The following is a 13,772-nucleotide window of genomic DNA, read 5'->3' on the forward strand; positions in this document are numbered from 1 at the left end:
ATCAGTACTGCACTTTCTTCTCAACATAGCGGAACTGAACCACAGTCAGCACGACAACGATCAGCATCAGGATCACGGACTGGGCTGCCGAGCCGCCCAGGTCCAGTGCCTTGAAGCCGTCCTGGTAGACCTTGTAGACCAGGATGGAGGTGGACTGGCCGGGGCCGCCCTGGGTGGCTGCGTCGATGATGCCGAAGGTGTCAAAGAACGCGTAGACGATGTTGATCACCAGCAGGAAGAAGGTGGTGGGCGACAGCAGCGGCAGCTGGATGTTCCAGAAGCGGCGCCAGGGGCCGGCACCATCGATGGAAGCGGCTTCGATCAGCGCCTTGGGAATGGACTGCAGGCCTGCCAGGAAGAACAGGAAGTTGTAGGAGATCTGTTTCCACACCGAGGCGATGACGATCAGGGTCATGGCCTGGCTGTCGTTCATCATGTGGTTCCAGTTCACGCCCAGCTTGCCCAGGTAGTAGGTCACCACGCCGATGGACGGCGAGAACAGGAACACCCACAGCACGCCGGCGATCACCGGGGCCACGGCGTAGGGCACGATCAGCAGGGTCTTGTAGACCATGGCGAAGCGCACGATGCGGTCGGCAAAGATGGCCAGGGCCAGCGACACTGCGATGCCCACGCCAGCCACCAGCACCGAGAACAGGGCCGTGCGGTTGAAGGAATTCAGGTAGGTCGGGTCGGCGAGCAGGTTGCGGAAGTTATCCAGCCCCACCCATTCGGTGCTCATGCCAAAGGCGTCTTCCATCTGGAATGACTGGAGCACTGCCTGGCCCGCAGGCCAGAAAAAGAAGATGCCAATGATGAGCAGCTGGGGTGCGATCAGCAACCAGGGCAACCATTTGGACCGGAAAAGTACGCGTTTTTCCATGGGATTCACAAACTCAAAAGCCGCCGTTGCCCATGAAAGGAACTGCGGGGGGCTGGGGTCGCTGCCTCCACCGCAGCAGGTGGGGAAGCGAGTCGAAACGAAACGAAACGCTTTTTAGCGAATTTGCGCGTATTGTGCCCAGTGAAAAGCCGCTGCGCCAGAGGCTGCAGCGGCTCTACCCCCAAATCGAGGGGAATTACTTATTACTTGTAAGAGCGCTCGAAGCGTGCCAGCAGTTCGTTACCGCGCGACACGATAGCGTCCAGGGCTTGCTGGCCGGTCTTCTTGCCTGCCCACACCTGTTCGAGTTCTTCGTCCTCGATGGTGCGGATCTGCACGTAGTTACCCAGACGGATGCCGCGCGACTTGTCGGTCACCTTGCGGATCATCTGCGTCACGGCGGTGTCCGTGCCAGGGTTCTTCTGGTAGAAGCCGGACTTGTTGGTCAGGTCATACGCGGCCATGGTCACAGGCAGGTAGCCGGTGCGTTGGTGCGAAGCGGCCTGGACCTTGGTCTGCGACAGGAATTCGAAGAACTTGGCCACGCCCTTGTACTCTTCGGACTTCTTGCCTGCCATCACCCACAGCGATGCGCCACCGATCACGGTGTTCTGGGGCGCGCCCTTCACATCGGGGTAGTAGGGCAGGGGAGCCAGTGCGTAGGCGAACTTGGCGTTCTTGGCCACGTCGCCGTAGAAACCGGACGAGGTCTGGATCATGGCGCATTCACCGGCGGTGAACGAAGCCTGGGCGGTGGAAGCGCGGCCCTTGTACACAAACTCGCCGGCCTTGGCTGCGGCAGCCAGGTTGTCGATGTGCTTGACGTGCAGGGGCGAGTTGATCTTCAGGCGGGCCTTGTGGCCGTTGGCGCTCAGACCGTTCTGCTCGGTCGCGAATTCGACGTTGTGCCAGGTGGAGAAGGATTCCAGCTGGGTCCAGCCCTGCCATGCCAGGGTCATGGGGCAGCTGTGGCCGCTGGCCTTGAGCTTCTTGGCGGCTTCGAACACTTCAGGCCAGGTGGTGGGGGCCTTGTCGGGGTTCAGGCCGGCCTTCTTGAAGGCGTCCTTGTTGTAATAGAAGATGGTGGTGGAGCTGTTGAACGGGAAGCTCAGCATCTGGCCGTTGGGGGCTGTGTAGTAACCGGCCACAGCGGGGATGTAGGCCTTGGGGTCGAAGGACACGCCGGCATCGGACATCACCTTGCCCACGGGCACGGTGGCGCCCTTGGAAGCCATCATGGTGGCGGTGCCCACTTCGAACACTTGCAGGATGTGGGGGGCATTGCCCGAACGGAACGCGGCAATGGCGGCCGTCATGGACTCGTCATACACGCCCTTGAAGGTCGGGACGATCTTGTATTCCTTCTGGCTTTCGTTGAATTCCTTGGCCAGATCGTTGACCCATTCGTTGTTCACGGCGGTCATCGAGTGCCACCACTGGATCTCGGTGGCGGCGTGGGCGGTGCCGATGGCGGCTGCGGTCATTGCGGCGGACAAAGCCAGGCGCTTGAATTGCATGCAGGAACTCCTTGGATTGCTATGCGGGGAGAGATATGCCAGCCATATTAAAGGGCGAGCATGGCGTTTGTGTGACGGGCACGTGACGGGGTTTCCCCCTGGCGCGGATGCCACATGGCTCCGATTTCATGCAGTTGTCACTAAACGTTGTGGCGCATTCTATGTTCGCTTCTATTCGATGTCGTTCCTGATTTTTCCTATCTGGGGTCTTGAAGCCGTGCGCTGGATCAGAGAATGCAGTGGCGGCGCGGTGGCTTAGGGTGAACCCCGGCAGAAACCGGGGCCCTGGCATAAAATCACGCTCCCCATGGCTAAGGAGCGCCCTTCAGGGTGCCCACCCCCGGTCCACCACATGAATGCACCGATTGCGCAGGCCGCCTTGTTGGGCAAGACGGCTGAACCTGCCCGACTCCGCGAGATTCCCTATAACTACACCTCGTTTTCTGACCGGGAAATCGTGATCCGCCTGCTTGGCGCGCCAGCCTGGAGCGTGCTGGAGCTGTTGCGCAGCGAACGCCAGACCGGCCGTTCTGCCCGCATGCTCTACGAAGTGCTGGGCGACATCTGGGTGGTGCAACGCAACCCCTACCTGCAGGACGACCTGTTCCACAACCCCGACCGCCGCAAGCAGCTGGTGGAGGCGCTGGAACACCGCATGGCCGAGGTGCAAAAGCGCCGCGTCCCCGAGGCCGATGCCCAGCGCGACGCCCTGGTGGGCGAGCTGATCGAGGCGGCCAACAATGCCGTGCGCGAGTTCGACCGCACCTTTGACGAAGCCGAGAAGCTGCGCCAGCGCGTGCGCAAGACGCTGGGCAAGCTGACGCACAAGGACAACATCAAGTTCGATGGCCTGTCGCGCGTCAGCCATGTGACCGATGCCACCGACTGGCGGGTGGAATACCCCTTTGTGGTGCTGACCCCGGATTCCGAAGTGGAGATGGCCGGCCTCGTCAAAGGCTGTATCGACATCGGCCTGACCATCATCCCGCGTGGAGGCGGCACCGGCTACACCGGCGGCGCGATTCCGCTGACCTGGCGCTCGGTGGTGATCAACACCGAAAAGCTCGATGCCATCACCGAAGTCGAGATGGTGCAGCTGCCCGGCGTGAGCCACCCCGTGCCCACGGTGTGGACCGAGGCCGGCGTGGTGACCCAGCGCGTGGCCGATGCGGCCGAGCGTGGCGGCTTTGTGTTCGCCGTGGACCCGACATCGATTGAAGCCTCCTGCATCGGCGGCAACATCGCCATGAATGCCGGCGGCAAGAAAGCCGTGCTGTGGGGCACGGCCCTGGACAACCTGGCCAGCTGGCGCATGGTGACACCCGATGCGCAGTGGCTGGAAGTGACCCGCGTGGACCACAACCTGGGCAAGATCCACGACGCCGAGATGGCCAGCTTCGAGCTGAAGTACTTCGAGGCGGACGGCAAGACCCCGGTGCGCAGCGAACGCCTGGACATTCCCGGCCACAAGTTCCGCAAGGAAGGCCTGGGCAAGGATGTGACGGACAAGTTCCTCTCCGGCCTGCCCGGGGTGCAGAAGGAAGGCACGGACGGCCTGATCACCAGCGCCCGCTGGGTGGTGCACCGCATGCCGGCCCATACGCGCACGGTGTGCATGGAGTTCTTCGGCAACGCCAAGGATGCCGTGCCCTCGATCGTCGAGATCAAGGACTACATGTTCGCCGAGCAAAAGCGCAGTGGCGTGCTGCTGGCCGGCCTGGAGCATCTGGACGACCGCTATCTGCGCGCCGTGGGCTATGCCACCAAGAGCAAGAAGGGCGATGGCCACCTGCCCAAGATGGTGCTGATCGGCGACATCGTGGGCGACGACGCCGACGAAGTGGCGCGCGTGACCAGCGAAGTGGTGCGCATTGCCAATTCGCGCAACGGCGAAGGCTTCATCGCCATCAGTGCCGAGGCGCGCAAGAAGTTCTGGCTGGACCGCAAGCGCACGGCGGCCATCAGCCGCCACACCAACGCCTTCAAGATCAATGAGGACGTGGTGATCCCGCTGCCGCGCATGGCCGAGTACACCGACGGCATCGAGCGCATCAATATCGAACTCTCTCTGCGCAACAAGATCAAGCTGTGCGATGCGCTGCTGGCCTTCCTGCAGCAGGGCAATCTGCCGCTGGGCAAGCAGGACGACGCCGGCGACATTCCCACGGCCGAGCTGCTGGAAGACCGCGTGCTCCAGGCCGTGGAGCTGGTGCAGGAAGTGCGTGATCTGTGGGCGGGCTGGCTGCGCGATGTGGCGACCCTGTTCCCGCAGCTGCAGGACCACACGCTGCGCTCCAGCTGGAAGACGCAGATCAAGGCCCCGCTGGCGCAGATCTTCAACGGCGAAGCCTTCAAGCCTTTGCTGGACGAGGCAGCGCAGGTCCACCAGCGCGTGCTCAAGGGCCGTGTGTGGGTGGCGCTGCACATGCACGCCGGCGACGGCAATGTGCACACCAACATCCCGGTCAACTCCGACGACTACGAGATGCTGCAGACCGCCCACGAAGCCGTGGCGCGCATCATGCAGCTGGCCCGCAGCCTGGATGGCGTGATTTCGGGTGAACACGGCATCGGCATCACCAAGCTGGAGTTCCTGACCGACGAAGAGCTGCAGCCGTTTGCCGACTACAAGCAGCGCGTGGACCCTGAGGGGCGTTTCAACCGCGGCAAGCTGATCCGCGAGAAAAGCGGCCTGGTGCCCGCCCGCTCGCCGCGCGAAGCGCTGATGTATGCCGACCTGACCAACGCCTACACGCCATCGTTTGGCCTGATGGGGCATGAGTCGCTGATCATGCAGCAGAGCGACATCGGCGCCATTGCCGACTCGGTCAAGGACTGCCTGCGCTGCGGCAAGTGCAAGCCGGTGTGCAACACGCACGTGCCGGGCGCCAATCTGCTGTATTCGCCGCGCAACAAGATTCTGGCCACCTCGCTGCTGGTGGAAGCCTTTCTGTACGAGGAGCAGACGCGCCGTGGCGTGTCCATCAAGCACTGGCAGGAGTTCGAGGATGTGGCCGACCACTGCACCGTCTGCCACAAGTGCTTCACGCCCTGCCCGGTCAAGATCGACTTCGGCGACGTGACCATGAACATGCGCAATCTGCTGCGCAAGATGGGCAAAAAGAGCTTCAATCCGGGCAACAAGATGGCCATGGCCATGCTCAATGCCACCAACCCCGACACCATCAAGCTGCTGCGCAAGGGCATGGTGGGCGTGGGCTTCAAGGCGCAGCGCATTGCGTCCGACCTGCTGCATGCGGTGGCCAAGCCGCAGCTCAAGCACCCGCCAGCGTCGGTGGGCAAGCCTGCGCTCAAGGAGCAGGTGATCCACTTCGTGAACAAGAAGCTGCCCGGCGGTCTGCCCAACAAGACGGCCCGCGCGCTGCTGGACATCGAAGACAAGGAGTACGTGCCCATCATCCGCAATCCGCAGACCACCAGTGCGGACACGGAAGCGGTGTTCTACTTCCCCGGCTGCGGCTCGGAGCGCCTGTTCAGCCAGGTGGGCCTGGCCACGCAGGCCATGCTGTGGCATTCCGGCGTGCAGACCGTGATGCCTCCGGGCTATCTGTGCTGTGGCTACCCGCAGCGCGGCAGCGGCCAGTACGACGTGGCGGACAAGATGATCACCGACAACCGGGTGCAGTTCCACCGCGTGGCCAACACGCTGAACTACCTGGATATCAAGACGGTGGTGGTGTCCTGCGGTACCTGCTATGACCAGCTGCAGGGCTACCACTTCGACAAGATCTTCCCGGGTTGCCGCATCATCGACATCCACGAGTTCCTGCTGGAAAAGGGCATCACCTTGCCGCAAGGCCAGGGCGGCTACCTCTACCACGACCCCTGCCACAGCCCCATGAAGCTGCAGGACCCGATGAAGACCGTGAAGGCTCTGGTGGGCGACGGCGTGATCAAGAGCGACCGCTGCTGCGGCGAATCCGGCACGCTGGCGGTGTCGCGTCCCGATATCTCCACCCAGATCCGTTTCCGCAAGGAACAGGAAATCCTGAAGGGCGAGGCCGAGTTGCGCGCCAACGGCGCGGTGGGCGAGAAGGAGAACGTGAAGATCCTGACCAGCTGCCCCGCCTGCCTGCAAGGGCTGAGCCGTTACGGCAATGACCTGAAGGATGGCCTGCTGGAAGCCGACTACATCGTGATCGAGATGGCCAAGCAGATCCTGGGCGAGAACTGGCTGCCCGAGTACGTGGCCCGCGCCAACAACGGCGGCATCGAACGGGTGCTGCTGTGAGCACCGCCGTGGCCTCCACCGCACCAGCCGGCTGCCCCTTGTGCGACGGCCTGGGTGGCGCGCTGGTCTGGCAAGGGCGCAACGCCCGCGTGATCCGTGCGCAGGAAGAGGGCTTTCCCGCCTTCTACCGCGTGGTGTGGACGGCGCATGCGGCCGAGTTCACCGACCTGAGCGCCGCCGAGCGCGCCGAGTGCATGGAACTGGTGGCCGCGGTGGAGCGCGTGCTGCGCGACCGGCTGTCGCCCGACAAGGTCAATCTGGCCGCCTTGGGCAATATGGTGGCCCATCTGCACTGGCACGTGATTGCGCGCTGGCGCTGGGACAGCCACTTTCCCGGTTCCGTCTGGGCCGCGGTGCAGCGCCCGCGCGATCCGGGACGCGAGGCCGAGGTGCAGGCCCAGCTCGACGCCACGGACCGCGCGATCGCCGCGGCACTGGATGCGCGGACGTGAACACAACAGCAGCTGCATGTGCACCAGCAGCGCAGGTTTTAGATAGGTAATTGCCATGGCTGACATGCCTCTTCCCCAGTCCATCACCCTGCACGGCGCCTCGCGCGTGCTGGAGCTGGGCTATGCCGACGGCGCCGTGCACCGTCTGCCGTTTGAACTGCTGCGCGTGTATTCGCCTTCGGCCGAAGTGCAGGGCCACGGCCCGGGCCAGGAAGTGCTGCAGACCGGCAAGCGCGATGTGACCATCGTCAACCTGGAGCCCGTGGGCAATTACGCGCTCAAGCCCTTCTTCAGCGACGGCCACGAAAGTGGTCTGTACACCTGGACCTATCTGTACGAGATGGGCAGCAAGCAGGAGGCGCTGTGGGCCGACTATCTGGCACGCTTGGCGGCGGCCGGTGTGGACCGTGACACGCCCATGCCAGGCAAGGCCAGCGGCGGCAGCTGCGGCACGGGCGGTGGTTGCGGCAGCAGCAGCGCCGAGGCCCCGGCCGCCAGCGGTGGCGGCTGCGGCAGCGGTTCTTGTGGCTGCGGCGCCTGATCCCGCGCAACCCCCTTCGTGGCGACGGCAGGAACTTGGACCCCGTACAGCAGTCCAATTCTCTGCGGTGCTATAGTTAAAGTAGCTTGCGCTGCACGTGGCGCAAGCGTTTATCGCCCCTTTGGCTTGAAGTGATGCCCTGTTGCACTACGGGGTTGTCGCTGTACGAGCCGCCCGGGGCTGCTTACATTCCTGTCCTATGAGCAGCACACATTTTGGTTTCGAGACCGTTGACGAGAAAGACAAGGCCAGCCGCGTGCGCGGCGTGTTTGACTCGGTCGCGTCCAAGTACGACATCATGAATGACTTGATGTCCGGCGGTCTGCACCGTGCCTGGAAGGCCTACACCGTGATGGTGGCCAACCTCAAGGAAGGGGACCAGGTGCTGGACATCGCCGGGGGGACCGGCGATCTGTCGATGGCGTTTTCCAAGAAGGTCGGCAATAGCGGCCGCGTGGTGCACACCGACATCAACGAAGCCATGCTGCGCACGGGCCGCAACCGTCTGGTGGACAAGGGCATCATCCTGCCCACCCTGGTGTGCGATGCCGAAAAGCTGCCGTTCCCCGACGCGCACTTCGATCTGGTGAGCGTGGCCTTCGGCCTGCGCAACATGACGCACAAGGACGCTGCGCTCAAGGAAATGAACCGCGTGCTCAAGCCTGGCGGCAAGCTGCTGGTGCTGGAGTTCTCCAAGGTGGCCAAGCCGCTGGAGAAGTCCTATGACTTGTACTCATTCAAGGTGCTGCCCTTCCTGGGTAAGCTGGTGGCGGGCGATGACTCCAGCTACCGCTATCTGGCGGAGTCCATCCGCATGCACCCGGGGCAGGAAGCGCTCAAGACCCTGATGCAGGACGCGGGTTTCGGGCATGTGGACTATCACAACATGACGGGCGGCATCGTGGCCCTGCATGTGGGTATCAAGTGCTGACGCTGAAAGGACAGGTACCTATGCAGTACGGATTTTCAAAAGGTTTTGGTTAGTTCGGAATTTTTTCCCATTATTAGGAGAGCAAAGCAATGATGAAGGTGTGGGCAGTGGTTTTGGTCGCAGCGTTGGCTGTGGTGCATCCCTCCGTGGAAGCCAAACGCATGGGCGGTGGCGGTTCCATGGGCAAGCAGTCGAGCAATGTGACGCAGCGTGAAGCTGCGCCCCGTGCACCCCAGCAAGCACCGGCCCAGCAACAGGCCGCAACCCCCAAGCCCGCTACCCCGGCCGCCACGCCGGCAGCGCCTGCCAAGAAGCCCTGGGGCGCCATGCTGGGCGGCCTGGCCGCAGGTCTGGGCCTGGCCTGGCTGGCCCATTCGCTGGGTTTTGGTGAAGCCTTCGCCAACATGCTGATGTTCGGTCTGCTGGCACTGGCCGTGATGGTGGTGATCGGCATGGTCATGCGTGCCCGCAGCAAGCCCAAGGCCGCCGCCAGCGCTGCAGCATCGCCTTTCGCCTTCCAGGGCGCGGGGGCCCCGGTCCCGGAGGCCGTGGTGCAGCCGCGTGACTACAACCCGAAGAATGTGGGCAATGACGCATCGGCCCGCCCCTGGGAGCAGGACCATGTGCCGGCCACCGGCGGCAGCATGATCGGCTCCGGCCTGGCAGCGTCGGCACCGAACTGGAGCGTGCCGGCCGACTTTGATGCCGCAGGCTTCCTGGAAGCCGCCAAGCGCAACTTCGTGACCCTGCAGGCCGCCTGGGACCGTGGCGATGTCGCCACGCTGCGTTCCATGATGACCGACGAGATGCTGTCCGAGATCAAGAGCCAGCTGCAAGAGCGTGAAGCCCAGAGCGGCGGCGTGCTCAACCAGACCGATGTGGTGATGATCGAAGCCCAGCTGCTGGGCATTGAAGACCTGGGCCATGCCTACATGGCCAGTGTGGAGTTCTCGGGCATGATCCGTGAAGATGCCTCCGCAGGCCCCAGCCCCTTCCGCGAAGTCTGGAATATGACCAAGCCGAAGAGCAATTCCAGCGGCTGGCTGGTGGCGGGATTGCAGGCACTGCAATAAAAATCTTTCCACTTCAGGAATAATCGGGGGACTATGGCAACACAGTCCCCTTTTTCTTTTCTCAACGGCCTGGTCGAACGCGTGGTGGAAACCGTGCAGCCGCCCCAGTGGCTGGTGCACGAAACCCAGCAGCGCGTCGTGCTCTTCCTCAACCATGTGCTGATGCAGGAGAAAGCGGCCATGGAGCGCCTGGTGCGCCAGAAAGGGCGTGTGGCCCGGGTGCAGTGGCGCAATTTCAATATGGCGCTGCTGATCACGCCGGCCGGCCTGTTCAATCTGGCCCCCGAAGGCGCCACCCCCGACCTGCTGCTGGAAATTGCCGACAGCAACCCGCTGGTGCTGGCCAAGACGGCCCTGCGCGGCGACAAGCCCGCCATCCGCATCGAGGGTGATGTGCAGCTGGCGGCCGACATCCACTGGCTGGTCGACAACGTCGAGTGGGATGTGGAAGAAGATCTGGCACGCATCATCGGTGACACGCCGGCCCACATGATCGGCAGCGCGGCCCGCAAGCTGGCCCAGGGGCTGCGCCAGTTCGTCGGTGCCCGCATGGCCAAGGCCGATGAGGCCACCACACCTGCCCCCGGCGCACAGAACAACCTGCCGGTGGCCGACGCCGAGCCGCGCCAGCCGCAATGAGCAAGTTCCTGCGGGGCGCCACCATCCTCTGGGTGGCCTTGCGCTATGGGCTGGATGAGCTGGTGCTCTCTGGCTTCGAGCATCCCTGGCTGCGCGGCCTGCGCCGCGTGCTGACACTGGGCCGCAAGCTGGACGCGCCGCGCGGCGTGCGCCTGCGCGAGGCGCTGGAATCGCTGGGCCCGATTTTTGTGAAGTTCGGCCAGGTGCTGTCCACACGCAGCGACCTGATGCCGCCCGATGTGGCAGAAGAGCTGGCCAAGCTGCAGGACCGCGTGCCGCCGTTCGATCCCCAGATTGCGGTGGACACCATCGAGAAATCGTTTCGCAAGCCGCTGGACCAGGTGTTCCTGAGCTTCGAGCGCGTGCCCGTGGCCAGTGCCTCGATCGCCCAGGTGCACTTCGCCACCGTGGTGGACCGGGATGGCAAGGAGCGCGAAGTGGCCGTCAAGGTGCTGCGCCCCGGCATGAAGCGCGTGATCGACAAGGATCTGGCGCTGATGCACATGATGGCCAGCTGGGTGGAGCGGCTTTCCGCCGATGGCAAGCGCCTCAAGCCCCGCCAGGTGGTGGCCGAGTTCGACAACTACCTGCACGACGAGCTGGACCTGATCCGCGAAGCCTCCAATGCAGCGCAGCTGCGCCGCAACATGGACGGCCTGGATCTGGTGCTGATTCCCGAGGTGTACTGGGATTTCTGCCGCCCCGACGTGATGGTGATGGAGCGCATGAAGGGCGTTCCCATCAACCAGATCGAGCGTCTGCGTGAAGCCGGGGTGGACATCCCCAAGCTGGCGCGCGACGGAGTCACCATTTTCTTCACCCAGGTGTTCCGCGACGGCTTTTTCCACGCCGACATGCACCCGGGCAACATCATGGTCAGCCTGGAGCCCGAGACCTTCGGGCGCTATATCTCGCTGGACTTCGGCATCGTCGGCACGCTGACCGAGTACGACAAGGAGTATCTGGCGCAGAACTTCACGGCCTTCTTCCGGCGTGACTACAAGCGCGTGGCCGAGCTGCACATCGAAAGTGGCTGGGTGCCGCCCACCACCCGGGTGGACGAGCTTGAAGCCGCCATCCGCGCCGTGTGCGAACCGTACTTCGACCGTCCGCTGGCCGAGATTTCGCTGGGCATGGTGCTGATGCGTCTGTTCCAGACCTCGCGCCGCTTCCAGGTGGAAATCCAGCCGCAGCTGGTGCTCCTGCAAAAGACCCTGCTCAACATCGAGGGCCTGGGCCGCCAGCTGGACCCGAATCTGGACCTGTGGAGCACGGCCAAGCCCTTCCTGGAAAAGTGGATGCTGGACCAGATGGGGCCGCAACGTCTGTGGCGCGAACTGAAGGCCGAGGCCCCGCGCTATGCCAAGTTGCTGCCCGAGCTGCCCCGTCTGGTACAGCAGTTCCTGCAGCAGGACCGCCACGGCAGCCAGCAGGCCATGCGGGAGCTGCTGGCCGAACAGAAGCGCACCAACCGATTGCTGCAGATGATTCTGTACGGGGGCGTGGGCTTTGTGCTGGGCCTGGTGGTGGTGCGCATCTTGCTAGTGACGCACTTCATTTTCTGAATCTACAAAAACAACTTTCAACGGGAGAACCAGCGTGCTGCTCTTCATGGTGATTGCTTACCTGTTCGTCACCATCGGCATCGGCCTGTGGGCGGCCAGGCGGGTGAAAAACACGGCCGACTTCGCGATTGCCGGCCGGCATTTGCCGATGTACATGATCATCACCACCACGTTTGCCACGTGGTTCGGTTCGGAGATCGTGCTGGGCGTGCCGGCCAAGTTCATCGAAGGCGGCCTCCATGCCGTGGTGGAAGACCCGTTTGGCGCCGGCATGTGCCTGATCCTGGTGGGCCTGTTCTTTGCCGGCAAGCTCTACCGCATGACGCTGCTGACCATCAGCGACTACTACCGGGGCCGTTTCGGTCGCGGCATCGAAGTGGTCTGCTCGCTGATCATCATGCTCAGCTACCTGGGCTGGGTCTCGGCCCAGGTCACAGCGCTGGGCCTGGTGTTCAATCTGCTGTCCGGTGACCTGATCAGCGTGCCCTGGGGCATGGCGATCGGCGTGCTCTCCATTCTGGTCTACACCCTCTGGGGTGGCATGTGGTCGGTGGCCGTGACGGACTTCATCCAGATGATCATTCTGGTGCTGGGTCTGGTGGTGCTGGCCTTTTTTGCGGCCGACATGGCCGGCGGTGCGGACAAGGTGATCGATCTGGCCACCAGCCGCGATCTGTTCAAGTTCTGGCCCGAGCCCAGCTGGCACGAAATCCTGTTCTTCTTCGGCGCGGCCATCACCATGATGCTGGGCTCCATTCCGCAGCAGGACGTGTTCCAGCGCGTGATGTCGGCCAACAGCGAAAAGGCGGCCGTGCGTGGCACCGTGATCGGTGGCACCGCCTACATCTTCTTCGCCTTTGTGCCCATGTTTCTGGTGGCCAGTGCGCTGCTGATCATGCCGGAAGAGGCCACGGCCCTGCTGGGAGACGATCCGCAGAAGGTGCTGCCCACGCTGGTGATGGACAAGATGCCCGTGGTCATGCAGGTGCTGTTCTTCGGTGCGCTGCTGTCGGCCATCAAGTCCTGCGCATCGGCCACCTTGCTGGCCCCCAGCGTGACCTTCACCGAAAACATCTGGCGCCAGTTCCGCCCGATGACCAGCGACCGCGAAAACTTGCTCACCATGCGCATCAGCGTGCTGGTGTTCGCCGCCTGCGTGCTGACCTATTCCATCCTGATGGAAGGCACGCCCATCTACGAACTGGTGTCCAGCGCCTACCAGGTGCCGCTGGTGGGGGCTTTTGTGCCGCTGGTGTTTGGTCTGTACTGGAAGCGGGCCAGCACCCAGGGCGCCATTGCCGCGGTGACGCTGGGCATTGGCGTGTGGCTGTTGTTCATGGTGGTGCCGGGCTGGGCGGACGTATTCCCGCAGCAGCTGGCAGGCCTGCTGGCGGCCATGACCGGCATGGTGACGGGTTCGCTGCTGCCGCAGTGGATCACCAACCGCCGTGATGAAGTGGTGCACTACACCTCGGACACGCCGGTTGTCGGGGTCTGAGTTCCTGTCTTGTTGCGGGCCCCGCCGCCGGGTTTGGCAACGGGCGCCCGATGGGGATTGGGCCTTGCCGGGCTTCGCCAAGTCTGGCTGCCTATAATGAAGGGTTTTGCGAAATCCTTTTTTCCTCCCTCTGCGCTATGCCGATCTATGCATATAAGTGTGGCTCCTGTGGCCACGCCAAAGACGTTCTGCAGAAAATGTCGGATGCGCCGCTGACGGCCTGTCCGGCCTGCGGTGCCGAGGCCTTTTCCAAGCAGCTGACGGCCCCGGGCTTCCAGCTCAAGGGCTCGGGCTGGTATGCCACCGACTTCAAGGGCGGCTCGACCTCCCAGGCGGCGGCTGCGCCTGCCTGCGACAGCGGTGGCAGTGCCTGCGCGGCTGCGGGCTGCCCATCTGCTTCGGCCGAGGTGTAAGCCGCCCT

Annotated in this window: 11 protein-coding genes; 9 read left to right on the forward strand and 2 right to left on the reverse strand. The window is 63.5% G+C overall.

The features are described from left to right. Position 1: 1 nt before the first annotated feature. Both ugpA and ugpB read right to left on the reverse strand, forming a co-directional pair. The gene (gene ugpA, locus CT3_RS03835; RefSeq protein ID WP_066540573.1) at positions 2–883 is read right to left on the reverse strand and encodes a sn-glycerol-3-phosphate ABC transporter permease UgpA; all 882 of its coding nucleotides are present in this window, start codon (positions 881–883) and stop codon (positions 2–4) included. A 203-nt stretch (positions 884–1,086) separates the two neighbouring features. Further along, positions 1,087–2,400, reverse strand: coding sequence for a sn-glycerol-3-phosphate ABC transporter substrate-binding protein UgpB (gene ugpB, locus CT3_RS03840; RefSeq protein ID WP_066540576.1), 1,314 nt, complete (start codon positions 2,398–2,400; stop codon positions 1,087–1,089). Positions 2,401–2,752: 352 nt separating this feature from the next. On the opposite strand from ugpB, the gene CT3_RS03845 reads away from it, so the two are divergent. The 9 genes from CT3_RS03845 (at position 2,753) to CT3_RS03885 (ending at position 13,764) form a co-directional block, all read left to right on the forward strand. Then, positions 2,753–6,652 (forward strand): DUF3683 domain-containing protein, encoded by a 3,900-nt coding sequence (locus CT3_RS03845; protein ID WP_066540577.1) that lies wholly within the window; start codon positions 2,753–2,755, stop codon positions 6,650–6,652. An 8-nt stretch (positions 6,653–6,660) separates the two neighbouring features. Beyond that, positions 6,661–7,104 (forward strand): HIT family protein, encoded by a 444-nt coding sequence (locus tag CT3_RS03850; protein WP_066540870.1) that lies wholly within the window; start codon positions 6,661–6,663, stop codon positions 7,102–7,104. A 55-nt stretch (positions 7,105–7,159) separates the two neighbouring features. Further along, positions 7,160–7,645, forward strand: coding sequence for a gamma-butyrobetaine hydroxylase family protein (locus tag CT3_RS03855; protein WP_083520583.1), 486 nt, complete (start codon positions 7,160–7,162; stop codon positions 7,643–7,645). A gap of 199 nt (positions 7,646–7,844) precedes the next feature. Then, positions 7,845–8,576, forward strand: a complete 732-nt coding sequence (gene ubiE / locus CT3_RS03860) for a bifunctional demethylmenaquinone methyltransferase/2-methoxy-6-polyprenyl-1,4-benzoquinol methylase UbiE (RefSeq protein WP_066540580.1) — start codon at positions 7,845–7,847, stop codon at positions 8,574–8,576. 89 nt (positions 8,577–8,665) lie between these two features. Then, positions 8,666–9,649: a Tim44 domain-containing protein gene (locus CT3_RS03865; RefSeq protein WP_066540583.1), complete on the forward strand. Its 984-nt coding sequence runs from the start codon at positions 8,666–8,668 to the stop codon at positions 9,647–9,649. A 33-nt stretch (positions 9,650–9,682) separates the two neighbouring features. Beyond that, positions 9,683–10,288 (forward strand): ubiquinone biosynthesis accessory factor UbiJ, encoded by a 606-nt coding sequence (locus CT3_RS03870; protein WP_066540586.1) that lies wholly within the window; start codon positions 9,683–9,685, stop codon positions 10,286–10,288. Next, positions 10,285–11,853: a ubiquinone biosynthesis regulatory protein kinase UbiB gene (gene ubiB, locus CT3_RS03875; protein WP_066540595.1), complete on the forward strand. Its 1,569-nt coding sequence runs from the start codon at positions 10,285–10,287 to the stop codon at positions 11,851–11,853. The genes CT3_RS03870 and ubiB overlap by 4 nt, the downstream gene beginning before the upstream one ends. A 34-nt stretch (positions 11,854–11,887) precedes the next feature. Continuing rightward, positions 11,888–13,351: a high affinity choline transporter 1 gene (locus tag CT3_RS03880; RefSeq protein WP_066540597.1), complete on the forward strand. Its 1,464-nt coding sequence runs from the start codon at positions 11,888–11,890 to the stop codon at positions 13,349–13,351. A 137-nt stretch (positions 13,352–13,488) separates the two neighbouring features. Then, on the forward strand, positions 13,489–13,764 hold the full coding sequence (locus CT3_RS03885; protein ID WP_066540603.1) for an FmdB family zinc ribbon protein: 276 nt from the start codon (positions 13,489–13,491) through the stop codon (positions 13,762–13,764). The last annotated feature ends 8 nt before the right edge of the window (positions 13,765–13,772 follow it).

This window comes from Comamonas terrigena NBRC 13299, assembly GCF_006740045.1.
Taxonomy (GTDB): domain Bacteria; phylum Pseudomonadota; class Gammaproteobacteria; order Burkholderiales; family Burkholderiaceae_C; genus Comamonas; species Comamonas terrigena.